This is a genomic window from Novosphingobium sp. ZW T3_23, assembly GCF_044987305.1.
Lineage (GTDB): Bacteria > Pseudomonadota > Alphaproteobacteria > Sphingomonadales > Sphingomonadaceae > Novosphingobium.
In genome coordinates this window covers 1-26,288 of the sequence record NZ_JBJDRF010000003.1, presented here as the reverse complement: position 1 = coordinate 26,288, position 26,288 = coordinate 1, and the positions used below count along the sequence as shown (strand labels likewise).

The window sequence follows — 26,288 nt, the reverse complement described above, 5'->3', positions numbered from 1 at the left end:
CTGAGCCATTTTGCCTCAAACCTCGATGGTGCCATTTATGAGTTTACGGCCTAGCACTACTTTGGCAGAAGTGTGATTTTTGGGATTCCCATGTCGCTGACTGCGTGATTCATGGGGAGCCAGCTTTGACGGAGGCTGGCGATGGACGAGGACTGGCAGGCGGATCTTGAGCGTTGGCTTGCGCCTTATCTGGAAGCCTTGGGTAACAAGACGCGGCGTCGCATGTGCCCAGCCTATATTGCTGGTCTGATCGGACCTGGTGATCGCAAAAGCATCCAACCCATGGCAGCCCGCTCGGATGCGATCCCTTATGATCGGCTTCATCATTTCATCGGGGCCGGTCTGTGGGACAGCGCCCCGCTGGAAGCGACCTTATGGAGCCAGGCGGATGAATTGGTTGGTGGCGATAGATCCTGGGTGATCATCGACGACACTGCCTTGCCCAAGAAGGGCAAGGCCTCGGTTGGCGTCGCGCCGCAGTATGCCACGGCGCTCGGCAAGAATGCCAACTGTCAGACGCTGGTGTCGGTGACGCTGGCTTCGAGCGAAGTTCCGCTCATGCTGAGCTTGCGGCTGTTCCTGCCGGAAAGCTGGACAAGCGATACCGCTCGCATGGACAAGTCGGGTGTGCCTACTCCTTTGCAGCAATATCGCACCAAGCCCGAGATCGCGATCGAGGAGATCGATCGCATCATCGCTGCCGGCGTGCGCTTCGGCTGTGTGCTGGCTGATGCCGGTTACGGGCTGTCAGCTCCGTTCCGGCAGGCGCTGAGTACACGCGGCCTCCGCTGGGCTGTCGGCATCCCCAGGCACCAGAAGGTTTATCCGGCCAACGTGCAACTGATCTTCCCGGTCGCAGGCCGCGGTCGTCCTCGGGTGCGGCATGTGCCGGACGTCAAATCCATGGCCGCGCACGCGATGCTCGAAAGCGCGAAGTGGCGGCAGGTCAGTTGGCGCAAGGGAACCAAAGGACGGCTGACGGCCCGCTTTGCGGCCATGCGCGTGCGCATTGCTGATGGTGCGCCTCAGCGGATCGGCTCTGCCGGGGCCCAGCACATGCCAGGCGAAGAAGCCTGGCTGGTGGGTGAGCATCGCTCGAATGGCGAGCGAAAATACTATCTCTCCAATCTACCCGGCGACACTCCGATCAAGGCTCTCGCCGGCGCGATCAAGGCGCGCTGGATCTGCGAACAAGCGCATCAGCAACTCAAGGAGGAACTGGGGTTGGATCACTTCGAAGGGCGATCCTGGACCGGACTTCACCGCCATGCCTTGATGTCGATGATGGCCTACGCCTTCCTGCAGTCCCGAAGGCTCGCTCAGGCGGGCCGGAAAAAAAAGAGCCCTTGGTCCGCCTCCACAACCCACCTTGCCGGCAGTGCGCCAGGCCATCCTTGACCGCCTGTCTCGTTCACCGCCGCAGCAATGCCCTCACTGCGGATGTAGCCTCATCAGACACCCCAGCGAACTTCTGCCAAAGTAGTGCTAGCCTCGGCGCGACGTTTATCGCCCTTGCAGCAGGCTGCTCTTGAGGGTGAGTTGCAGGGTTACCGAGCGCGGCGGGCTGGCGTTGCCCAGAACGTCGCCTTGCACGGTGTTGCCCGTGCCGGTGCCGCTGGCGGTTGCGCCCACCACCGATCCGGCCACGACATAGAGCTTGTTGGTCAGGTTGCGGCCGATAAGGGCAAGCTCCCAGGGCTTGTCCTCGCCCCCGTTCAGCGTGACGGTGCCGTTGAGGAGCCAGTAGGCCCCCTGCCGGTTCAGCGGATTGGCCTCTGTCTGGGTGATGTAGCTGCTGGAATAGCTGGTATCCACGGAGGCGGTGGCGCCCAGCCGGTCGGAGAAGCGGTGGTCGTAGGCCGCGCCTGCCGTCAGGGAGAATTCGGGCGCGCGGAACAGTCGTTGGCCGGTCTGGTCCTGATCCTGGTAGGGGTTGGCGGAAGTGCCGTATGTGGAGGCGGGAAGCGCCGGGTTGCGGGGGTTGAGGTTGCATCCGGCCGCAACCGATTGCCCGGCATAGCACCCCCCGATGAAGTCGGTATAGCGTGAGTGGTTGTAGGCCGCCGCCGCGTTCAGCGACAAGCCCGGCAGGGCGTCCGGCTGCACGGTGACGCTGGCCTCAACGCCCTTGATGCGCGCGCCGCCGGCGTTCTGCGTCAACTGGGTGAACGAGGCGTTGTCGTAGCGGGAAAGCTGGAGCCCGGAATACTTGTAGATGTAGCCTACCAGGTCGAACAGGATCTGCCGCCCGGCGAGGTAGCCCTTGATCCCGGCCTCTCCGCCTTTCGCGGTCATCTGGCCGTAGGACAGGTCCACGCGCGGCAAGGCCTGGTTCGCTTGCGAGCGCAGTGCCGTGGGCACCGTGTTGAAGCCGCCCGAGGTAAAGCCCTCGCGATAGGCGCCGTAGAGCGTGAGGTCGGTGCTCGGGCGCCATGTCAGGGTGACCTCGGGTGAGAAGTCCTCGTAAGTGCGCCGGGGATTGAGCACGTCTATCGGGCTGGCGAAGGAGGTGCCGGTCAGCGACTTGTCCTCCCAGGAATAGCGCCCGCCAGCCGCGAATTCCAGCGCGTCGGTCAGGCGGTAGCGCCCCTGGCCGAACAGCGAATAGGCGCTGGTGTGGACGTCGTAATAGGTCGAGCCGACCAGGAACGGCGTCGTCGCACCGCCGAAGTCCACGCCGAAGGCCTGCCGGATCTTGAAGTGTGCGTCCTGGAAGAACCCGCCGAACAGAAGGTTGAACGGACCGTCGAAATCGGTTGCCACCCGCACTTCCTGGCTCACCCCGTCCGCCACGATATCGTTCGATGCGCCGAAGTAGGGGACGTTGGAAAACGTGAAGGGATCGACCGATTTTTCGCCCAGCCGGTAATAGCCGGTGACGGAGGAGACCGTCAGTTCGTCCGTCAGATCCTGGTCCACCGAAAGCGAGGCGACGAACTGGGTGGATTCCACGAAGGGCACGCCGTCGCGCAGGGTCGGGTCCAGCGCCGTCATGCGGGGAGACAGGATCACGCTATAGAAGTCCCGGTTCAGCTTGCAGTCGATCGGCCCCGAGAGCCGGCTGACGCCGCCCGGGCAGAACACGATCTGCGAGCCGCCGGTAGGCCCCACCCCGTCGCGGGTGCGGCGTGCGTAGGCGACCTTGGCCTTGGCCCGCGTCGCTCCGCCGGGCGAATCGAAGGTGAGCGTGCCGCGCACGAACACGTCTTCCGCATTGTAGCTGTCCGCCGCCGGGCCCGCTGTCACGCCCGGGATCGGCACGGCGACGTTGCGGAACCAGCCGTCCTCCTTGGAATAGTAGCCGACCACGCGCGCGCCCACGGTTTCGGTGAGCGGCGCCGAAACCGATCCCTCGACGAAGCGCTGGTCGGCGGCGAATTCGTAGCCGGTGCGCAGCTTGGCCTCGAACGCCTTGCCCGGATCCTGGGACACCAGCGACACGATGCCGCCGGGGCTGTTCTTGCCGTAGAACAGTGCCTGCGGGCCCTTGAGCACCTCGACGCGGGCAAGATCGATCTGGCCCAGCCGGATGGCGTTGCCGTAGCTGATCGGAATGCCGTCGATGTTCAGGGTTACGGCGGTTTCCGTGGAGGGGTTGGAGATGCCCGCGCCGATGCCGCGCAAGTTGATCGAGCCGCCCACCTGGTTCTGCGATTCCGCGATGACCAGTTGCGGCACCTGCTGGCTGATCGAGGTCAGCGTCACCGTGGCGTAGCGCTGGAGCTGTTCCTGCGACAGGGCGGATACGGCCACCGGCACGTCGAGCAGTCGCTCGCTGCGTTTGCGGGCGGTAACGATGATCTCGCCGGATCCCGCCTTCGCGGCACCGGCTTCCGGTTCGCCCTCCGACTGGGCCGATTGCGCGATCGCGGGGCCGACGCCGATCATATGGCCGAGTACCGCCACGGCAATTCCCGCCGCCAGACGCTGCTTGTTCATCGTGTCCTCCGCCCCCGGCCCCTGCGTGAGCCCTGTTTTGTGTAAGCCGCGAACCGGTTTTCCGGCTCGGGCAGAGGGTTCGGCGCCGGCAATTCCTTGTCAACGCGCAGGGGAGAGGTATCGGCAGGGCGGCGCGCGAGTTCCGCCAGGGTCAATCCGCTGTGCGCGGCTGTTAAAGCATGGCCCGCTTGAAGATGGACGACGAACCCACCGCAGCACGGGCGTGCACCCGCATGATCCGCTCCGCTTCTTCCGCTTGTCCGGATCGTATCGCCGCCACGACCGCGCGATGCTGCTCATGCGCTGCCAGCAGGTGGCGGTACTCGCCCTCGGCATCCTGCCAGTCGAGTGCGAGGGCCGCCGCAGAGGCGAAAGGCAGATGGTTGTTACGCGCCAGGGCCACCTCGATAGCCGGATTGCCGCTCCCGCAGATCAGCAGTTCGTGGAACTGCATGTTGTAGTCGTGAAAGGCCTCCAGGTCGTCGTTGACCAGATGGCCTTTCGCGAAGATCGCATCGCCGCGTTCCAGGCAATGCGCGAAGGCGATGTCGTCGGCAGCGGAGAGAGGCCGCGCGGCCAATGTGCGCGCGGCCAGCCCTTCCAGCACGCCGCGAACGTCGATCGCGCCGTCGATCTGGGTGGAGGAGGGCGCCCGCGCCGCATATCCCCTGGCGCCCAGCCGCACCACGAGGCCTTCGTGTTCGAGCACGCGCAGCGCCGTGCGCACCGGCATGCGTGATACCCCGAGAGCCTCGGCCGTGGCGATCTCGGCGATCCTTTCGCCGTCTCCCAATTCGCCCGATGCGATCATCCGGCGCAGGGAGACGAGGACATGCTGGCCCGGCTTCATCTTGCTTGCCCGGCCACTATTCCGCTGCTTCCATCACGGTTTCGGTTTCGGCGGCGATGGCACGATCGATCATCATTCGCGAGCGGACGCCGCCGGCGTCGATGTTCAGCTTTAGCAGGCGGCGGTCGGGATGGCGCAGGAGGTTTTCCTGCTGCCGCTCCAGCATTTCAAGGTCTTCCGAGAAGATCCGGTGCTGCCCTTCACGAATGCTGTCCGTCACTCCCGCGTCGTCCACCGCGAAGCGACGCGCCATGCCCCAGAAGTAATGGTGCGAGGTTTCCGTCTCCGGCGTGATGAAATCGACGACGATGCTCGACGCCTTGACCGCGTCCGCCGCGTCGTAGCCGCCCTGGCCTTCGAGAGCGACGCCAACCTCGATCATGACATGGCTGGGCAGGGAGAAGCGGCAGATCTGCCAGCGATCGACCGTCGCCTCTTCTGGAAGCTTCGCGCTGCGCAGGGCCATTTGCCAGAAGGGCGGGGCGGATACCTTCTCCATGAAACGGCTGGTGACCACCTCGTGATCGTCCGCGCGGGTCTTCACCGGCGCTTCGTCGATCTCCTTCTGGCCGATGCTGCTGGCATGGACATAAGTCTCGTGGGTGAGGTCCATGAGGTTGTCGATCATCAGGCGATAGTCGCAGGCGATGTGGAAGCGCCCGCCGCCATAGGCCCATTTATCGCTCTCCGCCCATTCCAGGTGGTGCAGCGCATCGGGCGTGGCGCGTTCCGCGTCGCCCGGCCAGACCCAGACGAAGCCATAGCGCTCGATCACCGGGAAGGCGCGCGAGGGCGGAAAGCCCTTCACGCGCTGTCCGGGCATGTCCTCGGCGCGGCCGGAACAGCCCATCGCCAGTCCGTGATAGCCGCAGACCAGCTTGCCTTCGCGCACGAAGCCGAGGGAGAGCGGCGCACCGCGATGGGGGCAGAAATCCTCCAGGGCGGCAGGCTTGCCGTCAGGGCCGCGAAAGAAGACCATCGCTTCACCGCAGATCTTGCGGCCGAGCGGCTTGCCGTCGATTTCTTCCGGCGTGCAGGCGACGTACCAGGCGTCGCGCGGCCAGGGCGCAGGTGTTGCGGGGAGTGTCATGTCGCATCCTTTCCGTCACGGCGCATCAGCGCTCAATTATTGGATCCAATAATCATGAATTGGATCCAATCTGTCAAGCGCGGAAAAGAAACGTCAGTTCGACTCGATCCGGAACCAGGGGCCGCATCTTTCACGCGAGAGCACGGGCAGGCCGGCGATCACGCCGATGCGGTCTATGTAGTCACCGATAACGGCAGCCTGCGCCGGTTCCGGAACGATCGGGCGGCCGGGCGGAGCGAACCAGATGGGCAGGAAGCCGCTCTCCACGCTTCCATCGGCATGAACGCGGTATCGCCCGATCAGTCCGTTCACAGCCTCCGGATGGAACGGCGCGAGGGGGTAGGCGGGGTCGGGCTCGAATCCGAACATCGTCTTGCGCCGCTCAGCCCATTCGGCGCGCGCGGGATGGTCCTGCGCGGGCGTCAGGGCATGGGTGACGACGCAGCCGTTGCCGAGTCCGTGGAAGATCGGGCGCCCCTTATGAAACTCGATTCCGCGCGCGATATGGGCGTGATGGCCGACCACGACGTCCGCGCCGGCCTCGATCGCGGCATGGGCAAGGGGGCGTTCGTAAGGCGCCAGTTCGGCCGGGCGGTGCGTGATGCCCTTGTGCAGCGCGACCACCAGCACATCGGCATCGCGCCTTGCTGCCGCGATGTCCGCCTGCATCCGCGCCACCGAGGCGGGGTCGGCGGCGATCAGATCGGCCTGGGGGCGTGAAGGTCCGCCATCGGCCGCTGCCACCTGGACATAGGCGCTGCCGGCGCAACTGTCGGTGGCCCAGCTGATTTCCGGGCCCACGCAATTGTAGCTGAGCAGCGCGATCCGTTTGCCTGCTCGCTCGACCACGGCGGGCCTGCGGGCGAGCGAAAGGTCGGCGTCGGCCCCGGCATGGGCGATGCCAAGCCGGTCGAGTTCGGCGTTGGTGTCGGCGATGCCGATCGCGCCGCAATCCGCGATGTGGTTTCCGGCCATCGACACCATGCCGATGTTGGCGCGCGCGAGGGCGGCAAGATGCGCGGGCTCGGCGCCGGGGGCGGGCACGTCGCCTTCCAGTTCCTCGCCGCGCAGGGTGTGGGGTACTTCGAGGTGACCGACGACCAGATCGGCGGCGCGGGTCACCTCGGCAATGCCGGAGAGCCAGTGATCGGGATCGGGCACGTCGAGGATGATGTCGCCCAGGAACAGGATGTCGATCGGGTCGCTCATGCAAAGGCGCCTTCGTTGCGCAAATCCTCGATCTGCCGGGAGTCATAACCGAGTTCGGACAGGATCGCCTCACCATCGATGCCGAGCACAGGAACGCGGTGGCGTTCGGCGGTGTCGACCGGGAAGCCGGGGCCCATCGTCGCGAGAGGGCGGTCATGGCCGGGAAGGTCGACCGCCTGGATGGAGCCGCGCTGCGCCATATGTGGGTGCTCGACGATCTGGCCTACCTCCCGGATCATCGCGGCGGGTACTTTCGCGGCGGTTAGGCGCGTCTCCAAGTCTTCCGCGCTCCAGCGGGAAAGCGTCTCTTCCAGCCAGCCCCTCACGAAGTCGTAGTTCGCCACCCGCGCGGCGTGGTCGGCCATGCGCGGGTCGGCCAGCATGGCCTCCTCGCCCAGCACCCGCAGCATAGCTTCCACTTGCGCCTGGTTGTTGGCGCCGAGCGCGATCCAGCCTTCGCCGGTCGGATAGAATTCGGACGTCGGCACCATGCGGAAACCCTTGTTGCCGGTGCCGCCCGGCGTGCGGCCGGTATAGCTGTGGACCGAGACGGTCTGGTTGGCGAGTTTTAGTGCGGCGTCGAGCATGGCGACGTCGACGTGCTCGCCCTCGCCGGATGCATCGCGGCGGCGCAGCGCCGCCAGGGCGGCGATCACCGCGATATAGCCGGTGAAGCTGTCGATGATCGGCAGGCCGATCTTGCGGGGCTCCCCTTCCACCGCGCCCAGGGCGGCGATACCGGAGATGGCCTGGGCGATGTGATCGTAGGCGCCCCATTGCGCCAGCGGACCGCTCTGGCCAAAGCCGGTGATCGAGATGACGATAAGGCGGGGATTGCGACGGCGCAGGTCCTCGATCGGGAAACCCAGCCGGGAAAGGACGCCGGGGCGGTAGTTCTCCACCAGAAAGTCGGCCTGCTCGATCAGCTTCCAGAAGGCATTGCGCGCGCCTTCGGTCTTGAGGTCCAGTGCGATCGAGCGCTTGCCCGCGTTGATCGAGGCGAAGGGTACGCTCAGCAGGGGTTCCCCGGCATGTTCGGTATAGTGGCGGAAGCCGTCGCCCACATGAGGCGGCTCCACCTTCACCACGTCCGCGCCCATCTGGACGAGGGCATTGGTGCAGGTGGGGCCGGAAATGGCATGGGTAAGATCGACGACCCGGATCCCGTCGAGTGCGTTCATCGGTCGCCTCCCTGCTGGCTGGAAAACACCCCCGCCGCGTCCAGCACGGCGACGTCGAAACCGAGTTCGGTCAGAATTGCCGCATTGTCGGCGCCGGGCAGGGGGGCGGGGCGCGGCGGCACCGGCGGGTTATCGGAAAGGCGGAAGGGCGTCCCGATCTGCTCCACCGTACCCGCACTCGTCGGCAGGCGCACATGCATGTCGCGTGCTTCGGCATGGGGGTGGCGCAGCGCCTCGCCGGGCGTGAGGACGGGCATGGCCTGGGTATCGGCGGCTTCGAACAGGCCGAGCCAATAGGCGCGCGGCTGCGCGGCGAACAGAGTGGCCAGATCGTCGCGCATGGCGGGATGTGCGGCGGTGTCGAACTGGCGCGCGGCATAGTCCGGCCGTCCGACAACCTCGCAGAAGCGGGCCCAGTAACGCGGTTCCATGTCGGTGGTGCAAAGCCATTCGCCATCCGCGCAGCGCCAAACTCCGCCTTTGGGATGCCAGGCGCCGTCTGGAAAGCCAATCCGGTCCGGTTCTTCGGCCCGGCCCAGCGCGACCATCAGCAGCGGCATGGCGGCATCGGTCATGGCGACGTCCACGTGCTGCCCCCGGCCGCTGGCATGGCGCGCCTGGAGCGCGGCGAGCACGGCGATCGATGCATGGGCACCGGCCAGCACGTCCGCCACTTGCGCGCCCGGCAGGGTCGGCTCGGGCGTGCCGTTGAGGCGGGAGAGCGCTCCGGCCACGGCGAGGGCGGCGGGATCGTGTCCGGCCCGGCCCGCCAGCGGCCCGGTCTGTCCGGCGAAGGAGACCGAGCAATAGATCAGGCGCGGGTTGATCGCCGCCAGGGCTTCGTAGCCGAGGCCCATCGCCGCCATCACGCCGGGGCGGTAGTCTTCCAGCAGCACGTCTGCGCGCGCCACCAGTGCGTGCATGACCGGCGCGGCCTGGGGGTGGCCGGGATTGAGCAGCAGCGAGCGCTTGTTGCGGGTATAAGTCGGCCGCGCGCGGCGCAGCACTTCGGCGCTCTCGTCGGAGGCGGAGCCGAACATCGCCCGGGCCTTGGCCAGTTCGCGGGGATGCTCGATGCGGATCACGTCGGCGCCCATGTCGCCCGCCAGCCAGCCGAAATAGGTGCCCGGCAGGAAGCGCGAGAAGTCGAGCACCGTGAGACCGTCGAGGGCCGTCATGCCGCACACTCCCGGCGGGCCTGGGCCATGCGCGCGCAAGGCCCTTCGATGAAGGCGGCGATACGCGCTTCCAGTTCCGCGCCATCGGCCCGATCGAGTGCGTAGTTGTCCACGCCCAGTTCCAGCACCGGAATACCGGCGGCGCTGAGCGCGCGCAGCACAAAGGGGTCGGCGTCGCTCAGCGCCACGGCACCGTCCACGCGGTGGGTCTGCGCCTCATGGACGTGCCAGGGCGCCGCCCAGCTGGGCATGCGCAATTCGTCGCCCATCGTCAGGAACCGGGCGGCGAGCGCGCGCAAGGGCTCGCGGCCCTCCTTGCCCTCGGCGTCGAACCTGCGGATATAGCCGTCCGCCGCCAGCGCCAGATACATCGACCAGACGAAGACGGCTCCGTGGCTGTCCTCCCACTTCTGGTAGAAGGCGGTGTTGCTCCAGAGCCCGCGCCCGACCCACATGAGGCGGACCCTTTCGTTCTCGACCACACCCAGCCCGGCCTCGGCGCGCGCGGCGACTTCTTCATAGAGCGATCTGGCGGCATCGCGCGCCCATTCGGTGCCGCGATGCCACTGCGGAACCATCGTCGCCGGCATCGAGTCCACCAGTCCGATCGGCGCCGGAACGGTGCGGGCAATCAGGTCGCGGGTCTTGCGGTAATAGTCTTCCTGTTCGTTGACGAGGTTCATGACCTCGATGAAACGGCTCTCATCGAACGTGCGGCCGGTCGCCGCTTCGATTGTGGCAATGACTTCGCGCAGCTCGGTGACGAGCAGGTCCAGCCGCTCGGGTTCCAGCACCTGGTCCCAGCGCTCGGGAAGCGCGTCCCACCAGCGGGTTTCGATCTCCCAGCGCGGATCCACGGTGCGCTCGTAGAGATAGGGCGCGGCGCCGCTCTCATGAGCCCAGGCCTCGAAGATGCCCGGCGTGGCGTCGCTCGACGCGATGGCATGCACGAAATCCGGGCGCGGCAATCCGCCCCAGGGGGCCTGCTCCGGATCATGATCGAGCGCGGCGGCAAGGCCCTGCGCGCTATAGGCTTCGGCATCGACGGGATAGTGCCGCTCCCGCAGCAGCCCGCGATAGCGCCCGCTCTGCTGCTTGGCGGCGACGATCGACGCCCACCACTGGTTGACCACGAAGGGCACGTCGAGCGCGCGCAGGATCTCCTGCGGGGCATTGGCATTGACCATCGCGAAGGGCGCCCCGTCGCTGACCTGCCGCTGCACGGAGGCGAACCATTCGCGCTGGTAGTCGCCGGACGAGGCCGAAGCCTGCAAGACCTTGCGGCTGCGGGCGCGGGGTGCGCCGTCCGCCTTGCTTGCGTCCGGGACGGAACGCGGCGGGCGGGGCGCATCTTCGCCGCGCAGGGCGCTCGTCAGGGTCTGGGTATCGTGCAGGGGGCTCTTGAAAGCGTTTATGTCTATGTCCGCCAGCGCGCGATGGAGCGGGGCGAGCGTCCAGGGCGCGGCCTCGTCTTCATCGAGCGTAAGGTGCACAACTAGCTCCGCTCCACGCTGCGCCACGGCCTTCGATGCTTCCTGAGCCAGCGCGGAGCCGTCTGCCGCCGCTGCGGGCACGGCATGTGCGGGATCGGCCCATTCCGCCATCGATCGGGGAGTGGGAGACAAGGCGCGAGCAATGCCCCAATCGTGGACCTCGCCTACGATCCGCAAACCCTCGGCTTCGATCGCGGCATAATGCCGGTCGGTCTCGTGCGGGGAGCCAACCACGAGCACCGGCCTGCCGGTCGCTTCGGGCAGCGAAGCCGCATCTTCGATCACGGCGCGCAGCAGTGGCGCCAGTTCCTCCGGCGGAAGGATCGCGGCGGCGCCCAGGGCCTGCAGCATCCGCGTGCCTGAAAGGCGTGGTCGCAGCGCGTCCAGTTCGCGCAGCAGGGCGTTGATTTCGTCGGCCGCATCGGCCTCGCGGGCAAGGTCCGCGTCGGAGAAACGCTGGCCGCCGGCGTCCTCCAGCCATCCCTTCACTTGAGCCAGCCGGGCGTCGTTGTAGCGGCGACTGGAAGGGCGGTCGATGTGCAGGAGGTCCAGCAGCGTTGCCTTGCCGCATGCCTGTTCACCCGAGCGTGCTTCGTCGGGCGCCAGCCGCTGGAGACGCGCATGTTCGCGCAAGGCCGAGAAGACTTGCGCCTGCTCGGCGTCGGCGCGGGTGAACAGCACCGGGTCCGTCATCGCCGGATCGAGCAGCAATTCCACGAGGAGATGCGCGCGCTGCCGGCCGGTCGAGGGTCCCAGCAAGGCATCGGCGCGGGGCGTTTGCACCGCCGCGCGCGGCGCCATGCGGACCGGCGCGAAGCCGGCCGCGCGCAGCAGCGGGAAGGGCGCGTCGCTGCCGATCACGCGGAGCACGCGGTGGCCTTCGCCGCGCAGCCGGTCCGCCACGCCCTCGGGGTCGGCATAGGCGGCGGCGATCGCGTCGAGAGCGGTGCGGGCCGACATCTCAGATCACTCCGGCGGAGCGAAGCTGGGCGATCTTCTCGGCCGAATAGCCCAGGTGCCCGCCCAGGATCGTTTCCGCATGTTCGCCGACGCGCACCGGCAGCACATCGTCGAAGCCGGTGCGGGCTCCGGAAAAGACGATCGGAATGCCGGCGGTGCGCAAGTCGATATGGGTGTCGTAGTTGGGGTGATGGACTTCCATCGTCTCGGCGCGCGCGACCACGCGGGGATCGACGAGAGCGTCTTCGGGATGGCGCACCGGCGCGACGGGTACGCCTTCCGCTTCGAGCAGGGCGACGACTTCGGCGGTCGGCAAGGTTCGCGACCAGGCATTGATCCGCGCTTCCAGCACGGCCGCGTTGGCGACGCGCGAATCCCGGTTGGTGAAGCGGGGGTCCTGCGAAAGCTCAGACTCGCCCATGGCGCGGAACAGCCCCTGCGCCAGCTTCTCGTGAACCGCGACGACGGCCACGTAGCCGTCTGCGCATTCGAACACGCCGAACGGCGAAAGGCGCTGGACGGTGAGGCCGGTGCGCGCCTGCATGCCTGCCGCCGCCATGGCGGACCAGTTCTCGATCGCCACGAAGCTGGTGAGCGCGCCCAGCATGGATACGTCGATATGCTGGCCGATGCCGGTGCGGTGGCGCTGCTCCAGCGCGGAGAGGATGCCGATCACCGAAAAGACCGGCGCCAGCATGTCGGCGATGGGGATGCCGATGCGCACGGGCGGCTCGTTATGTCCGCCGCTGGCAAACATCGCACCCGAAAGCGCCTGGATGATGATGTCCATCGCCTTGCCGTCCGCCGCCGTGGCGCCGAATCCGCTGAGCGAGCAGTAGATCACGCCGGGGTTCTCGGCGCGGGCGACTTCGTAGCCGATGCCCAGGCGATCGGCGGTACCTGCGGTGAAGTTCTCGACGACGATGTCGGCGGAACGCACCAGGTCGCGGAACACGTCCTGCGCGCCGGGCTTCTTGAAATCGAGCGCCACGCCGTACTTGCCGCGTGCACGGGTGAGGTGGGACACGGAGACGTCGTCCTCGTGACGGCGTTCCACGCCGATGCCGTCGCGCCCGACGTAAGGGCTGTTCTCGCGGGCGAGGTCGCCGCCGCGCGGGTCCTCGATCTTGATGACTTCGGCGCCCAGGCCCGCCAGCAGGAGCGTGGCATAAGGGCCGGCCAGGGCGCGGGTGAGGTCGATGACGCGCAGGCCCTCGAGCGGACGTTCGGTAGTGGTCATGGGCGGTCCTCCGTCGGCGCGCACTGGTGGGCGGTGCCGGTGGTGATGAGTTGCTGGGCGGCCCGGAACACGGGCACGCCGTCGATGCCGACCTGCGAGAGGCGCTGGGCCTGGCCGAAGGCATCGGCATTGTAGAGGCGGTCGAAGCGGGCCTGCTCGGCGGCGGGAAGCGGAGCGAAGTCCACGCCGTCGGTCTTGCCGAACGCGATGCCGTCCGCCTCGGCCTTGAGGAGTTCGCGGTTCAGCGCGACTTCCCAGTCCTTTCGCGATGCGATCAGCAGGCGCTGGAGGTCGGGCGTCAGGCGGCGCCAGGCCTTTTCCGATATGGCGCGCGCGGGATAGGCGCCGCGGCTGAAGCGGATCGCGGTGAAGTGCTTGGCTACTTCCGAGAAGTGCAGGCTCTTGATGGTGTCGGCGGGGGCGACCACGCCGTCGATCACGCCCTTGGCCAAGGCGGAGTAGACCTCGCTCATCGGCATGTTGACGGGATCGGCGCCGAGTTCCTTCAGCACGTCCACGGCATCGCTCTGGGCGCGCAGCCGCAGGCCGCGGAAGTCTTCGAGGTGGCGGATCGGGCGGGTTCGGGTCAGCACGCCGGGGAAGTTGCCGCCTTGCACCGCCAGGACGTGGAGCCCCTCCAGTTCCTTGCCGAAGCCGGGGAACCGGCTGGCCAGACAGTCGTAGACGGCAATCTGTTCGCCGATGTCGCGCACGCCGCCGTAGAACCCGGACTGGACCCGTAGCAAGTGCGCACCGCCCTTGGCGTAGATCGGCGTAATAAGGCCGATATCGGCCACGCCGTGGCGGATCTCCTCCATGCTCATGTCGTTGGAAAGCAGCGCACCGGACCAATAGGGCCTGAACGCGAGGCGGCCCTTGCTGGCTTTCTCCACCCCGGCCATCCACTCCTGGTCGGCGCGGCTGAAGGGATGGCTCGGCGGATAGGGGCTGGCGTAAGTCAGTGTGTGTTCGGCCACGGTGGGCGCTGGGCCACAGCCCGAGAGGGCAAGGACAGCCGCTGCTAGCAGGAACTTCAGGCGCATCGGATCAGCCTCCCGTCACGCTGGGCAGCCACAGGGTCAGCGCGGGCACCGCGATGATCAGGGCGAGGTGGAGGAAGTCCGCGAGCAGGAACGGGATGATGCCCCTGAAGATCGCGGAAAGCGGGATGTCCTTGGCGATGCCCTGGATGACGTAGACGTTCAGCCCGAGCGGCGGATGGACGAAGCCGATCTCCATCGTGCGGGTCAGGAAGATGCCGAACCAGATGGCGCTGTAGCCCAGCTCCTGCGCGATCGGCAGGAAGATCGGCGTGGTCAGCAGCATCAGTGCCAGGCCGTCCAGGAATGAGCCGAGCAGGAGCAGTAGCAGGGCCATGGCGATGATCGCCAGGACCGGGCTGGCGTGCATGTCGCGCACCCAGGCGGACATGACGTCGGCGATGCCGGTCGTGCTGATGAACGTGGCGAAGAGGATGGCGCCGATGATGACGACGTAGATCATCCCCGAGGTGCGCAGGGTGGACGCCACGGCGCCGCCGATGGCCTCCCGGTTGAAGGCGCCGCGCAGCGCGCAGAGGCCAAGCGCCGCAACCACGCCGACGGATGCGGCCTCGGTGGGCGTGAACCAGCCGATCATCAGCCCGCCGATGACGAACACGACGAGGGCGATCACGTCCACGATGCGGCCGATGCCGAGCAGACGGTCGCGCCAACCCACGCGCTCGGACTTGGGCCCGAGCAGGGGATTGAGATGGCACAGGATAATGATGGCGATCATGTAGAACAGGGCCTGGGTCAGTCCCGGAATGATCGAGGCGGCGAAAAGCTTGCCGATCGACTGTTCGGCGATGATGCCGAAGACGATCAATGCACCGGAAGGCGGCACGAGCGAGCCGAGCGTCCCGCCGGCCGCCAGAGCGCCGGCCGCGAAGCCGGGCTGGTAGTTGGCGCGGCGCATCTCCGGCAGGGCTGCCGCGCCCACGGTGGCGACGGTGGCGAGGCTGGAGCCGCTGATCGCGCCGAAGCCTGCGCATCCGGCGATCGAGGCCAGCGCCAGGCCGCCCTTGCGATGGCCTACGAAGCGTGCGGCAACGTCGAAGAAGTCCCGGCTGGCGCCTGCCGCGAAGCACAAGTGCGCCATCAGCAGGAACAGCGGCAGCACGCCCAGTTCGTATTTCATCACCGTCTCGAAGGCGACGACGCCGCCCTTGATCACCGCCGCTTCGGGCGAGATCAGCACGGCGAGCCCGAGCAGCCCGACGCCCGCGAGACCGACGCCGATGGGAACGCCGGCGGCCAGCAGCGCCAGCAGTGCAGCGATTCCGAGAAGTCCGATCAGTTCAGGGGTCATCGTCCGCTCCTGCGAAGTGCGTTGCGCAGGAAAAGAAGCGCGACGAAGGCCAGGGCGAGGATCTGGAGCAGGCGCAGCGGCTTGATGGGAATATGCAGCAATTCGGTCCTTTCGTGGCCGTTCCACATGTCCGCCACCAGCCAGAGGCATCCCGTCGCCAGGATCAGGAACAGGACCGCCGACAGCGCGGCGGCGATACGGGCCAGGCGCTGGACGGCAGGCGGGCTGAGCCGTTCCGTCAGGATGTGGACGGCGGCGTGCGATCCCGTCAGCGTCGCGAAGATCATGGCCGATGAGGCGATGAGGACGATGCAGGTCTGAACCACTTCGATAGAGCCCAGCAGGGTAAATCCAGTGTGGCGGCCGAGTACCGCGATGGCGTCCGTGGCCATGGCTACGAACAGGCCGGTGCCGCCCACGAGATAGGCAATGCGCGTTGCGCCGCTTTGCTTCTCGGGAGGCGGGGGCGATTCGTCGCCTGCATCCAGGTCGTTCTGCATCTTCCTCTCCTGAAGGCGGCCTTATTGACAGCCTTGCGGTTCAACCGTCTAATAACGTGATGGGTGTGATGGTAGATAAATTCAACTATCTGTCAACTACACTAAACGAAATTGAAACAGGGACGGAACGTTGGTGCGCGGCGGCAGTAAGCGGGAACAGGCGGAAACGGCGGAAACGGGCATCAAGCTCGGCAGGCTGGACGAATTCATCGGGTTCCGGCTGCGACGCATCCAGAACCAGCTCTCCCGTGACTTCGCGGCGGCCACGGCGGACCGAAACATGCGCTCGGGCCTGTTCTCCTCGCTTTCGATCGTGGCGGCTAATCCCGGCATTTCCCAGAACGAACTGTCCAAGGCCGTGGGTCTCGACAAATCGATCACCGTCCAGATCGTCGACGAGCTGGAGAAGCGCGAGCTTGCGGTGCGGGAGCGTTCGCCCACAGACCGGCGCCGCCACGCCCTGTTCGTGACGGAAGCGGGCAAGGCCTATCTGGACGAGCTGTTCGGCATCCTGGCGGAAACGGAAGATGCCGTCCTGCATCAGCTGACCAAGGCGGAACTGGCGCTTCTCCGCGAGTTGCTGGACAGGATGTACCTGGCCTACGACGAGCCCGGAATTTCGCTATAATAAAAAACAATACCGTCGTCCCAAAAGATAGTTGACAATCTCCACGATTGAGTCGCATCATTGCGTTGTCGATGGCGCCAGAGCGCCTGCGGACGGCGAGAAACGCCGCTGCGACGATTGGAGAGGTCGTGTCGTGTCCCTTTGTCGGGCACTCCCTGCTGTTGCTCCCTTCGCGCCGGCGCCATCGCCGAAACGATAAATGCCCGGTACGACCGGGTTGGGAGGTCAATAGATGTCGCGCCTTGCCTTGCGTCACCCCGTTTCCCGTCTTGCCATGGCCGCTTTCGCGCTGGCAGCATCGCCTGCCTGGGCCCAGGAGGCCGCCTCCGAAGCGGGGCAGGCCGCCGCGCCGCAGGAGCAGGTCGATGACGGCAGCTCCCCGACGGTCCAGGAGATCATCGTCACCGGCACCAGCATTCGCGGTGCCGCGCCGGTCGGCTCGCCGCTCGTCGCCGTGGGCCGCGCGGAAATCGAACAGTCGGCGGCGACCACCACCATTAAGGTGCTTCAGGAAACTCCCCAGATCACCAACTACGGCGTTTCCGATACCAGCCGCAGCGGCGCGGGCGGTGCGGGCAACGTGGTCTACGGCAACTCGATCAACTTGCGCGGCATCGGCCCCTACGCCACGCTGACGCTCATCAACGGTCGCCGCGCGGTGCCGCAAGGTACGACCGGCGCCACCATCGATCCTTCGACGATCCCCACCCTGGCACTGGAACGCGTGGAGGTCATCGCGGACGGTGCCTCGGCGGTCTACGGCTCGGACGCGGTGGCCGGCGTCGCCAACCTGATCCTGCGGCGCAATTACGAAGGCGCCCAGATCGAGGTGCAGCATGGCGTTGCCGACAACTACCTCGAAAGCCAGATCGGGATGATCGCCGGGCACAAGTGGTCGACCGGCCAGGTCACCGCCTCGTTCCAGCACACCTACCGCAGCAACCTGAGCGGCCAGGATCGCGACTTCTATGGCGCCGACCTGACATCGCGGGGAGGCGCGGACTATCGCGTGACGCAGTGCGCGCCCGGCAACATCGTCACCGGCGGGCGCAGCTACGCGATCCCGGCGGGCGGTGCGACGCCGGGCAATCTGGTGGCCGGCACCGTCAACAAGTGCGACAACCTCAAGGCGATCGACCTCGTGCCGCAGCAAGAGATCAACGCGGGCACGATCAACCTCGACCAGGACATCACCGACGGCATCCGCTTCTACGCGGATGTCTATGCTTCCCGCCGCGATGCCTTGCGCCGGGGGCAGGTGGCTGCCCAGAACCTCAATGTCCCGCGCAGCAATGCCTTTTTCGTGGCACCTGCGGGCACCAATCCGGCCGTCGAGACGGTGCAGTATTCCTTCGTCAACGACTACGGCCCCTACTCGACGTCGGACATCACCTCCAAGACCATCCAGGGAACGGCCGGCATCACCGCCGACCTGTTCGGCGACTGGCAGCTCGACGTCTACGGCAGCTATGGCTGGAACAAGGACCGGGTGTTTTCACAAGGTAGCCAGACCGATTCAGCCTCGCTCGCCGCAGCCCTGGCCAGCAGCAACCCGGCGACTGCCTTCAACCCCTTCGGCACTTCGGCAAACGATCCCGGCGTGGTTGCGGCGATCATGAACAACGTCAGCACCACGCAAGGCATAAGCCGCATGAAGGCGGCCGAAGCCAAGCTGGACGGCACCCTGTTCACGCTGCCCGGCGGTGATGTGAAGCTGGCGGTCGGCCTGGAATACTACAAGCTGAACCTGCGGACCGGGCAGCTGCGCGGGCGCCGGGAAGCGCAGACCGGCACGGACATCAGCCTGTCGCGCAACGTCAAGTCGGCCTACGCCGAAGTGCTGGTGCCGATCTTCGGTCCAGGCAACGCCATTCCCGGCTTCCACAGCCTGCAACTCGACGTGGCCGGTCGTATCGACAAGTATAGCGACGTGGGCACCACCAAGAACCCGAAGATCGGCATCAACTGGGAACCGGTGGCAGACCTGAAGCTACACGGCAGCTACGGGGAATCGTTCCGCGCGCCGCTGCTGACGCAGCTCGTCAGCGCGGGCGGATCGCAGCTCTATATCCAGAACTACTACGATCCCACCGTGGGAACGACGGTGCAGGGGGTGGCGCTATCCGGCGGCAATCTTGACCTCAAGCCGGAAACCGCGCGCACCTGGTCGTTCGGCGGCGAGTATTCGCCCGCGTTCCTGCCGGGCGCGCAGCTTAGCCTGAACTACTTCGACATCGTCTATAAGGGCCAGATCAACGGCTACCTGTCCAACCTGAACGTGCTGCGGCAGGAGGATCTCTATAGCTCGATCATCACCCGTGGCCCCGCTGCCCAGGCCCGTATCGCCGAACTGGTCGCATCGGGCCTGACGGTGAACGGCGGCACGCCGGCGAACGCCCTGGCCGCGAACGTATTCGTGGACGGCCGCCCCAGCAACCTCGGCACCACCATCACGCGCGGTCTGGACTTCGGCCTGGCCGTGCCGATCCGGACCGACAATGCGGGCGATTTCCGCTTCTCGCTGCGGGGTACCCACTTCTTCACCTACAAGGTGGGCATCACGCCCGACAGCCCGGTGATCGACCAGGCCAACAACATCGACTATCCGCTGAAGTGGCGCGCGCGCGGCATCGCCGGCTGGTCGAAGGGCGGGTTCGACGGCAGCATCGTGGTGGCCTGGCAGAACGGCTACAACAACACTTATGTCACCCCCGTCGAGCGCATCAAGTCCTACACCACCGTGGACCTGCGCCTGGCCTACGACCTGGAGGGTACCGGCATTCCGGGAACCGAGGGTGTCCGGATCGGACTGGACGTGCAGAACCTGTTCGATCGCGACCCGCCCTTCGTGGATCTGGCGCCGACATCCAACGGCGGCGGCGGCGGCTTCGATCCGCAGACCACCAATGCGGTCGGCCGCATGATCTCCGTTTCGCTGAGCAAGACGTTCTGATGCGAGCCCTCGCTTGCATCGTCGCCCTGGGGGCGCTGACCGCTCCGGTCGCCGCGCTGGCGGGGGTGGACAAGGTGGACGGGCCGATCCCGGTCACGGCCGATAGCCAGGTCTACAACACCGCCTGGGTGCCCGGAGCGCTGCCGGTGGTGGACCTCGCCGCGCAAGGCTACGTGGAGCAGGAATACTTCCTCCACGGCACCGCCGATGCCTTCAAACGAGACCCCTCGGGCGCGCTGGCGGTGCTGGCCAAGGACGTATCCTATGGCACCCGCATCGTCGTGCGGCGGCCGAAGGACGCGGCGAAGTTCAGCGGTGTCGTGCACTTCGAGCCGATCCATCCCTCGCAGGGGGGAACCTCGCACTGGGTTGCGATGTCCGGCTACATGATGGCGCATGGCGACGTCTATGTGGCCGTGGGGCTTGGAGACGACGCGCCTTCGCGCGCGATTTCCGCGAAAGGGCCGGTGCCCACCGCGCAGAGCCAGGTGCTCCAGTGGTTCGAGCCGCAACGCTATGGCGCCATCCAGTGGCCGAAGGAGGACGGCATCCGCTATCAGCTCATGGCGGACATCGGCGCTCTCCTGCGCAGCGATCGCGCGGAGAACCCGCTGCGGGGCCTGGACGTGCGGCGCATGCTGGTGGGCGGCTGGTCCTTCACCGGCAGCGTGCAGCGCACTTTCATCAACGAGGGCTTCCATGACCGCGCGCGCCTGCCCAATGGCAAGCCGGTGTTCGACGGCTATCTGATCGGCATTTCCTCGCGCTGGAACGGCGGCGGCTACATTCCGCTCAACAGCGAGGAAGCCGTCACCCGCAACGACGATCCGCGCCGCAGCCTGAAGCCGATCGACGTGCCGGTGATCGAGTTCATGACCGAATTCGAAGTCGGCACCGGGCCCGGACCGCAACTGCCCGACAGCGATGCCGAAGTGGGCGCCCATCGCCTCTACCAGCTTGGCGCGGTGGTTCACGGCGCCAGCATGATCGACGGGAATCCGCCGCGCGAAAAGCGGCCGAACTTCGTCCAGCTCGCGGCGAAAGGCTATCCCGTGGGCGGAGCGAAGGGCGAAGAGGCGCTCAACACTTGTTCCTTGCCGATCAGCGATGTGCCGCATGGGGCGCTTGCCCGCGCGGCGGTGGAGAACCTGCGGCAGTGGACCGAAAAGGGCGTGGCCCCGCCCCATGCACAGCCTCTGGCATGGGAGGGAGGCAACATCCGCCGCGATGCCACGGGCAACCCCGTGGGCGGCCTGCCGGTCGCCGAATTCAAGGTGCCGCTGGCGTCCTATGGCCCGTACAAGGGCACCGATCTTCCTGCCTGCACCCCAGCGAAAGGGCGCCCGATCTTCGTGCGCACCAACCTGGACGCCGCCACGCTCAAGGGGCGCTACGGCACCGTTCACGCCTTTGCGAAACGCTACGATGCGCAAGTCGACGCCATGGTCGCGCAGCGCTGGCTGCTGTCGGAAGACGCGGCGATGCTGAAAGCAAAGGCCCGGCGCGATGCCGAGGCTCAGTTCGCGGCGAAGTGATCGCAGGGCTTTTCGTTTCGATCACGCGCTCACAACGCTTGAGGGTTTCCCTGACATGATGAAGTCGCTTTCCGCCGCTCTGTTCGCCGCGTCGCTGCTTTGCGGGACGGCCCATGCGCAAACCGCGCAAGGCAGCTTCGGCCATTACCAGCCCGCCGCCGTTTACGACGGGATGGTCTCATCTTCCCGCTACGTCGAGATGCGCGACGGGGTGAAACTGGCGATCCGCGTCGACCGTCCCGCACAGGGCGGCAAGCCGGTGGAGGGCCGGTTCCCGGTGATCTGGCACCACACCCTGTCGATCTCGCAGCAGACCGCCGATGGCGCGGGCGGGAGGATAAGCGACTTTCGGCGGGTTCAGGAACTGACGCGCCATGGCTATGTCGTGGTGCAGGTGGCGCGGCGCGGCAACGGGCAGTCCACCGGCGTCCGGCGTGGCTACCACGATCGCAACGAGGCGCAGGATGCCTTCGACATGACGCAGTGGCTGGCGTCCCAGCCGTGGTCGGACGGCAAGGTGGGCGTCTATGGCTGCTCCAACACCGGCGATGCGGCGATGCATGTGATGACGATGCGTCCTCCGGCGCTGAAAGCGGTGTTCGCGGGCTGCTTTTCCTGGAACAAGTTCGATGCCTTCCGGCGCGGCGGGATTTTCGCGCAATGGGGCACCGGGCCGACGCGCACGATCGAGGATGACATGAAAGTCTCGCCGGTGGACGGGGACGAGAACAAGGCCGTCCTGCGCGAGGCGGCCGAGGAACACCAGCTTTCCACGCCGCTGTTCGAGATGTGGAAGCAGCTTCCCTATCGCGACAGCTGGTCGTCGCTGGTCGCCAGCCGCTTCTGGGCGGAGGGCAGTGCGTCCAGCTATGCCGACCAGATCCGCCTCGGCGGGGTTCCGCTCTACATCCAGGGCGGCTGGAACGACGAATTGCGCGACCAGGCCTTCATAGCCCATGCCAACATACCGGGATCGCGAGTGATCATCGGGCCGTGGAAGCACTGCAACAGCGACGACTTCGCGCTGCTTGAGGAAATGCACCGGTTTTACGACCGTTATCTCAAGGGCATCGACACCGGGGTGGAGAAGGATGCGCCGATCCATTACTTCACCGTCAACGCGGCTCCCGGCACCGAGTGGCGGTCTACCGTGGACTGGCCGCTCAAGCAGACGCGGATGCGCACCCTGTTTCTCGACGGGGCGAAGCTCAACGCCGCCGTAGGCCACGGCAAGCCGGTGACGTTTACCGCCGATTACGCGGTGAAGTGCGCCGACGCCGGTTCCGGATCGCAAGTGCAGCCCTGCCATGTCGCGGGCAACGGCGCCAGCATGACCGGCGCGGTCCTGCCCGCCGACACCGAAGTGACCGGCAACGCCATCGCCGACCTGTGGATTTCGGCCGACCAGCCCGACGCCAATGTCTTCGCCTATCTGGAGGACGTGGCGCCTGACGGGACGGTGCAGGTGGTGACGGAAGGGCGGCTGAAAGCTTTGCTGCGCAAGGAGACGCAGGCTCCCTGGGCAATGCCCGCCGGGGTACCGTGGCACCGCGCTTACAAGGAAGACGCACAGCCGCTGAAAGCGGGAGAGGCGGTGCGCCTGCACTTCGACATGATGCCTACTTCCTGGGTGTTCCGGAAGGGCCACCGGATGCAGATCACCGTCACCGGATCCGACCACCGCGAGCGCGCGCGCGACATCGCCGCGCCGCCGCGCATCACGGTCTATTTCGACAAGGCGCGTCTCTCTTCCGTCGCGTTGCCCGTGATCCCGGGACGCTGACATGGCGCTGCTGGCACTGCTCGCCGCCGCGACGCTGGGGGCTGGCGGTGCCTGCGACCATGTGGCGCGGATCGCCGTGCCCGATGTGCGGATCGTCACGGCCACGTCCGTAGCGGCAGGCAGCGGCTTCGCCTCTCCGGACGCCCGCGCGCCGAAAGTCGAAGCAGGCTTCTGCCGCATCGAAGGCGTGATCGAGAAGGAGATCGGCTTCGAGCTGTGGCTGCCGCTCCGGGGCGTATGGAACGGGCATCTTCTGACCGGCGGCGTCGGCGGGCAGGCGGGCAGCCTCAACTATCGCGAACTCGCACGCGGCGTGTCGCGTGGCTACGCTTCCGCCAGCACCGATACCGGCCACAAGGCGAGCGACCGGCACTGGCTGCTGGGCGATCCGCAGCGTGCCATAAACTATGCCGAGCGGGCCAATCACCTGCTGGCGATGAAGGCCAAGGCGGTGATCGCCGGTTTCTACGGCAAGCCGGTGCACCGGGCGATCTTCTCCGGTTGCTCCGGCGGCGGCCGTCAGGCGATGACGGAGGCCCAGCGCTATCCGGGGGATTATGACGGCATCCTCGCGGGGGCCCCGGGCGTCAACACGCCCGAGATGAGCGCCCGGCGCATGTGGGAGATGATCCAGCATCGCCGCCATGCCGGGCTGATGTCTGCCGCAGACTGGACGCTGGTCGCCCGCAGCGGCGTTTCCAGGTGCGATGGCGATGACGGCGTGCGGGACGGGCTCGTCGCCAACCCCGCCGCCTGCCGCTTCGACGTGGGCGAACTGCTTTGCCGGCAGGGCGTGGCGAGCGCCGGTTCGGGACGATGCCTCGGCCAGGAACAGGTTTCCCTGGCCCGGAGGGTCTACGGCCCCCTTCATGACGAGAACGGCAAGCGGATCGATTCCGGCATCCTCCCCGGCGTGCCCGTCAGCGCGACGCCGCTGCCGGAACCGTTCACGCCGGGGCCGCCCTATCTGGCCGTCTCCTTGTTCGGAGACGGGGTGCACCGCGATCCCGACTGGGATGCCCGGAACTTCCGCATCGCGGACGATCTTCCCGCGATCGACCGGGTCATGAACCTCCATGCGGACGATTCCGATCTTTCCGCCTTCCGCGCGCGTGGCGGTAAGTTGCTGATGTATCAGGGCTGGGCCGATCCACTGGTGCTGGCGCAATCGACCACGGCCTATTTCGACGCGGTCCAGGCGCGGATGGGCGGCCACGCATCGGACTTCCTGCGGCTCTACATGGTGCCCGGCATGGACCACTGCGTCGGTGGCAGCGGCCCCGACCTGTTCGGTGCCACCGGCGGCGAAGGGCTGGACCGCGCGCCGGAGCATGACATGCTCTCCGCGCTGGAGCGCTGGCTGGACGGCGGAAAGGCTCCGGGCGCGATCCTTTCGGTCAAGCGCGAGAACGGGGCGATCGTGGCGCAGCGGCCGCTATGTCCCTATCCCCAGGCGGCCTACTATGTCGGCCGTAGCGACCCGAAACGAGCGTCCAGCTTCCAGTGCCGCTTGCCACTTCAAAAATAATGCTATAGAAAATAGCTAAACCATTTGGGAGATCCACGTCATGAAGTTCGAGCGCATCAATCCGCTGACCGGCGATGTCGCTTCCAGCGCCGATGCCATGACGGCGGGGCAGATGCCCGCCATCGCCGCTCTGGCCGGTGCCGCGCAACCGGCCTGGGCCGCGCAGGGACCGAACGCCCGCCGCGCCGTGCTGCTGCGGGCGGCGGATGCCCTGGAGGCGCGCAAGGATGAATTCGTCGATGCCATGATGGGCGAGATCGGCGCCACGGCCGGCTGGGCGATGTTCAACCTCACACTGGCGGCAGGCATCGTGCGCGAGGCGGCTTCGCTGACCACCCAGATCGCCGGTGAGGTCATCCCCTCGGACAAGCCGGGCTGCCTCTCGATGGCGATCCGTGAGCCGGTGGGCGTGATCCTGGGCATTGCGCCGTGGAATGCGCCGATCATCCTGGGCGTGCGTGCGATCGCCGTGCCGCTGGCTTGCGGCAATGCCGTGATCCTCAAGGCCAGCGAGCAGTGCCCGCGCACCCATGCTCTCATCATCGAGGCTTTCGCCGAGGCCGGCTTCCCCGAAGGCGTCGTCAACGTGGTCACCAACGCACCGGCCGATGCCGCCGAAGTGGTCGGCGCGTTGATCGACGCACCGCAAGTGAAGCGCATCAACTTCACCGGATCCACGGCGGTGGGCAGGATAATCGCCACCCGCGCGGCGGGCCTGCTCAAGCCCTGCCTGCTCGAACTGGGCGGCAAGGCGCCCTTCGTGGTGCTGGAGGACGCCGACCTGGACGAGGCCGTGAAAGCGGCTGCCTTCGGCGCGTTCATGAACCAGGGTCAGATCTGCATGTCCACCGAGCGGGTCATCGTGGTGGAAGCGGTGGCCGATACCTTTGCCGACAAGTTCGCCGCCAAGGTCGGCTCCATGGCGACCGGCGACCCGCGCGAGGGCAAGACCCCGCTGGGCGCGGTCGTCGACCGCAAGACCGTGGACCATGTCAATGCGTTGATCGAGGATGCCGTGGCCAAGGGCGGGCAACTGCTTGCCGGCGGCAAGGGCGAGAGCGTGCTGATGCCCGCCACCGTCGTGGCCGGCGTGACATCCGACATGAAGCTCTATCGCGACGAGAGCTTCGGCCCCGTCGTAGCCCTGATCCGCGCGCGCGACGAGGCACATGCCGTGGAGATCGCCAACGACAGCGAATACGGCCTCTCCGCCGCCGTCTTCACGCGCGATACGGCGCGCGGGCTGGGCGTGGCGCGGCAGATCCGGTCGGGCATCTGCCATGTGAACGGCCCCACCGTGCACGACGAGGCGCAGATGCCGTTCGGCGGCGTGGGCGCGTCGGGTTATGGCCGCTTCGGCGGCAGGCAGGGCATCGACAGCTTCACCGAAACCCGGTGGATCACCGTCGAAACGCAACCGGGTCATTTCCCGATCTGACGGAAGGAATGCCGTCGTCCCGGACTTGATCCGGGACCGCTGGCAATTCTTGAGGCGCCACGCCGCGAGCAAGGCGGGGCAAGGCCAGCGGTCCCGGATCAAGTCCGGGACGACATATGACAAGGCCGATCGCCGTCATTGCAGGAAGAACTCGACCGGGACGGACAGTTCCATTTCGTCGGGCTTGCCCGCTGGAATGGCGGGAAGCGGTTGGGCGCGCCTGATCGTTTCCATTGCGGCCCGGTCCAGGAATATCGACCCCGACGAACGCCCGAGCGATGCGGACAACACCTTTCCGGCACGGTTCATGCGGAAAGTGACGAAAGAGACGCCTTCCTCGCGGCGGGCTCTCGCTGCCGCCGGATAGCGTCGGTATTTCTCCAAATGCGCCAATAGCAGCGCCTCCCAGGTGGCATCGGCATTGCTGGATG

The 26,288-nt window shown here is 66.8% G+C and carries 19 protein-coding genes; 7 read left to right on the top strand and 12 right to left on the bottom strand.

The genetic code is table 11. The features are described 5' to 3' along the window. The first annotated feature begins 141 nt into the window (after positions 1–141). Positions 142–1,398 carry an IS701 family transposase gene (locus tag ACI3K3_RS02640; RefSeq protein ID WP_404911832.1) on the top strand — a complete coding sequence of 419 codons (1,257 nt, stop codon included), beginning with the start codon at positions 142–144 and terminating at the stop codon, positions 1,396–1,398. Between the two features lie 105 nt (positions 1,399–1,503). Here ACI3K3_RS02640 and ACI3K3_RS02635 read toward each other — a convergent pair whose 3' ends face one another. The 11 genes from ACI3K3_RS02635 to ACI3K3_RS02585 form a co-directional block, all read right to left on the bottom strand. Further along, positions 1,504–3,939, bottom strand: coding sequence for a TonB-dependent receptor (locus tag ACI3K3_RS02635; protein ID WP_404911830.1), 2,436 nt, complete (start codon positions 3,937–3,939; stop codon positions 1,504–1,506). A gap of 172 nt (positions 3,940–4,111) precedes the next feature. Beyond that, on the bottom strand, positions 4,112–4,789 hold the full coding sequence (locus ACI3K3_RS02630) for a GntR family transcriptional regulator (protein ID WP_404911829.1): 678 nt from the start codon (positions 4,787–4,789) through the stop codon (positions 4,112–4,114). A 16-nt stretch (positions 4,790–4,805) separates the two neighbouring features. Continuing rightward, positions 4,806–5,879, bottom strand: coding sequence for a Rieske 2Fe-2S domain-containing protein (locus ACI3K3_RS02625; protein WP_404911828.1), 1,074 nt, complete (start codon positions 5,877–5,879; stop codon positions 4,806–4,808). 93 nt (positions 5,880–5,972) lie between these two features. Then, positions 5,973–7,088 carry a CapA family protein gene (locus ACI3K3_RS02620; RefSeq protein ID WP_404911826.1) on the bottom strand — a complete coding sequence of 372 codons (1,116 nt, stop codon included), beginning with the start codon at positions 7,086–7,088 and terminating at the stop codon, positions 5,973–5,975. Continuing rightward, on the bottom strand, positions 7,085–8,269 hold the full coding sequence (locus tag ACI3K3_RS02615) for a CaiB/BaiF CoA transferase family protein (RefSeq protein ID WP_404911824.1): 1,185 nt from the start codon (positions 8,267–8,269) through the stop codon (positions 7,085–7,087). The genes ACI3K3_RS02620 and ACI3K3_RS02615 overlap by 4 nt, the downstream gene beginning before the upstream one ends. Next, the gene (locus ACI3K3_RS02610; RefSeq protein WP_404911822.1) at positions 8,266–9,447 is read right to left on the bottom strand and encodes a CaiB/BaiF CoA transferase family protein; all 1,182 of its coding nucleotides are present in this window, start codon (positions 9,445–9,447) and stop codon (positions 8,266–8,268) included. The genes ACI3K3_RS02615 and ACI3K3_RS02610 overlap by 4 nt, the downstream gene beginning before the upstream one ends. Next, on the bottom strand, positions 9,444–11,900 hold the full coding sequence (locus tag ACI3K3_RS02605) for a 2-hydroxyacyl-CoA dehydratase (RefSeq protein ID WP_404911820.1): 2,457 nt from the start codon (positions 11,898–11,900) through the stop codon (positions 9,444–9,446). The genes ACI3K3_RS02610 and ACI3K3_RS02605 overlap by 4 nt, the downstream gene beginning before the upstream one ends. A gap of 1 nt (position 11,901) precedes the next feature. Then, positions 11,902–13,140: a CaiB/BaiF CoA transferase family protein gene (locus ACI3K3_RS02600; protein WP_404911818.1), complete on the bottom strand. Its 1,239-nt coding sequence runs from the start codon at positions 13,138–13,140 to the stop codon at positions 11,902–11,904. Continuing rightward, the gene (gene dctP / locus ACI3K3_RS02595) at positions 13,137–14,183 is read right to left on the bottom strand and encodes a TRAP transporter substrate-binding protein DctP (RefSeq protein ID WP_404911817.1); all 1,047 of its coding nucleotides are present in this window, start codon (positions 14,181–14,183) and stop codon (positions 13,137–13,139) included. Before dctP ends, ACI3K3_RS02600 begins: the two co-directional genes overlap by 4 nt. A gap of 4 nt (positions 14,184–14,187) precedes the next feature. Continuing rightward, the gene (locus ACI3K3_RS02590; protein WP_404911815.1) at positions 14,188–15,492 is read right to left on the bottom strand and encodes a TRAP transporter large permease; all 1,305 of its coding nucleotides are present in this window, start codon (positions 15,490–15,492) and stop codon (positions 14,188–14,190) included. Further along, positions 15,489–15,992 (bottom strand): TRAP transporter small permease, encoded by a 504-nt coding sequence (locus tag ACI3K3_RS02585; protein WP_404911813.1) that lies wholly within the window; start codon positions 15,990–15,992, stop codon positions 15,489–15,491. The genes ACI3K3_RS02590 and ACI3K3_RS02585 overlap by 4 nt, the downstream gene beginning before the upstream one ends. 133 nt (positions 15,993–16,125) lie before the next feature. On the opposite strand from ACI3K3_RS02585, the gene ACI3K3_RS02580 reads away from it, so the two are divergent. The 6 genes from ACI3K3_RS02580 to ACI3K3_RS02555 all read left to right on the top strand — a co-directional run bounded on the left by ACI3K3_RS02580 (position 16,126) and on the right by ACI3K3_RS02555 (position 25,857). Continuing rightward, complete coding sequence (locus tag ACI3K3_RS02580; RefSeq protein ID WP_313442598.1) at positions 16,126–16,620, top strand: MarR family transcriptional regulator; 495 nt, start codon at positions 16,126–16,128, stop codon at positions 16,618–16,620. Positions 16,621–16,852: 232 nt separating this feature from the next. Next, on the top strand, positions 16,853–19,573 hold the full coding sequence (locus ACI3K3_RS02575; protein WP_404911811.1) for a TonB-dependent receptor domain-containing protein: 2,721 nt from the start codon (positions 16,853–16,855) through the stop codon (positions 19,571–19,573). Further along, positions 19,573–21,108 (top strand): alpha/beta hydrolase domain-containing protein, encoded by a 1,536-nt coding sequence (locus tag ACI3K3_RS02570; RefSeq protein ID WP_404911809.1) that lies wholly within the window; start codon positions 19,573–19,575, stop codon positions 21,106–21,108. The genes ACI3K3_RS02575 and ACI3K3_RS02570 overlap by 1 nt, the downstream gene beginning before the upstream one ends. Positions 21,109–21,163: 55 nt before the next feature. Continuing rightward, the gene (locus ACI3K3_RS02565; RefSeq protein ID WP_404911807.1) at positions 21,164–22,891 is read left to right on the top strand and encodes a CocE/NonD family hydrolase; all 1,728 of its coding nucleotides are present in this window, start codon (positions 21,164–21,166) and stop codon (positions 22,889–22,891) included. A gap of 1 nt (position 22,892) precedes the next feature. Continuing rightward, positions 22,893–24,419 carry a tannase/feruloyl esterase family alpha/beta hydrolase gene (locus ACI3K3_RS02560; protein ID WP_404911805.1) on the top strand — a complete coding sequence of 509 codons (1,527 nt, stop codon included), beginning with the start codon at positions 22,893–22,895 and terminating at the stop codon, positions 24,417–24,419. 40 nt (positions 24,420–24,459) lie between these two features. Then, positions 24,460–25,857, top strand: a complete 1,398-nt coding sequence (locus ACI3K3_RS02555; RefSeq protein WP_404911803.1) for an aldehyde dehydrogenase — start codon at positions 24,460–24,462, stop codon at positions 25,855–25,857. Between the two features lie 135 nt (positions 25,858–25,992). Here the strand turns inward: ACI3K3_RS02555 and ACI3K3_RS02550 are convergent. After that, on the bottom strand, positions 25,993–26,288 hold a 296-nt coding region (locus ACI3K3_RS02550), incomplete at its 5' end, for an energy transducer TonB (RefSeq protein ID WP_404911801.1).

Excerpts from the sequence above, each read along its gene's own strand:
- ACI3K3_RS02640 (WP_404911832.1), top strand. The coding sequence starts at position 142 with ATGGACGAGGACTGGCAGGCGGATCTTGAGCGTTGGCTTGCGCCTTAT.
- ACI3K3_RS02635 (WP_404911830.1), bottom strand. The coding sequence starts at position 3,939 with ATGAACAAGCAGCGTCTGGCGGCGGGAATTGCCGTGGCGGTACTCGGC.
- ACI3K3_RS02630 (WP_404911829.1), bottom strand. The coding sequence starts at position 4,789 with ATGAAGCCGGGCCAGCATGTCCTCGTCTCCCTGCGCCGGATGATCGCA.
- ACI3K3_RS02625 (WP_404911828.1), bottom strand. The coding sequence starts at position 5,879 with ATGACACTCCCCGCAACACCTGCGCCCTGGCCGCGCGACGCCTGGTAC.
- ACI3K3_RS02620 (WP_404911826.1), bottom strand. The coding sequence starts at position 7,088 with ATGAGCGACCCGATCGACATCCTGTTCCTGGGCGACATCATCCTCGAC.
- ACI3K3_RS02615 (WP_404911824.1), bottom strand. The coding sequence starts at position 8,269 with ATGAACGCACTCGACGGGATCCGGGTCGTCGATCTTACCCATGCCATT.
- ACI3K3_RS02610 (WP_404911822.1), bottom strand. The coding sequence starts at position 9,447 with ATGACGGCCCTCGACGGTCTCACGGTGCTCGACTTCTCGCGCTTCCTG.
- ACI3K3_RS02605 (WP_404911820.1), bottom strand. The coding sequence starts at position 11,900 with ATGTCGGCCCGCACCGCTCTCGACGCGATCGCCGCCGCCTATGCCGAC.
- ACI3K3_RS02600 (WP_404911818.1), bottom strand. The coding sequence starts at position 13,140 with ATGACCACTACCGAACGTCCGCTCGAGGGCCTGCGCGTCATCGACCTC.
- dctP (WP_404911817.1), bottom strand. The coding sequence starts at position 14,183 with ATGCGCCTGAAGTTCCTGCTAGCAGCGGCTGTCCTTGCCCTCTCGGGC.
- ACI3K3_RS02590 (WP_404911815.1), bottom strand. The coding sequence starts at position 15,492 with ATGACCCCTGAACTGATCGGACTTCTCGGAATCGCTGCACTGCTGGCG.
- ACI3K3_RS02585 (WP_404911813.1), bottom strand. The coding sequence starts at position 15,992 with ATGCAGAACGACCTGGATGCAGGCGACGAATCGCCCCCGCCTCCCGAG.
- ACI3K3_RS02575 (WP_404911811.1), top strand. The coding sequence starts at position 16,853 with ATGTCGCGCCTTGCCTTGCGTCACCCCGTTTCCCGTCTTGCCATGGCC.
- ACI3K3_RS02570 (WP_404911809.1), top strand. The coding sequence starts at position 19,573 with ATGCGAGCCCTCGCTTGCATCGTCGCCCTGGGGGCGCTGACCGCTCCG.
- ACI3K3_RS02565 (WP_404911807.1), top strand. The coding sequence starts at position 21,164 with ATGATGAAGTCGCTTTCCGCCGCTCTGTTCGCCGCGTCGCTGCTTTGC.
- ACI3K3_RS02560 (WP_404911805.1), top strand. The coding sequence starts at position 22,893 with ATGGCGCTGCTGGCACTGCTCGCCGCCGCGACGCTGGGGGCTGGCGGT.
- ACI3K3_RS02555 (WP_404911803.1), top strand. The coding sequence starts at position 24,460 with ATGAAGTTCGAGCGCATCAATCCGCTGACCGGCGATGTCGCTTCCAGC.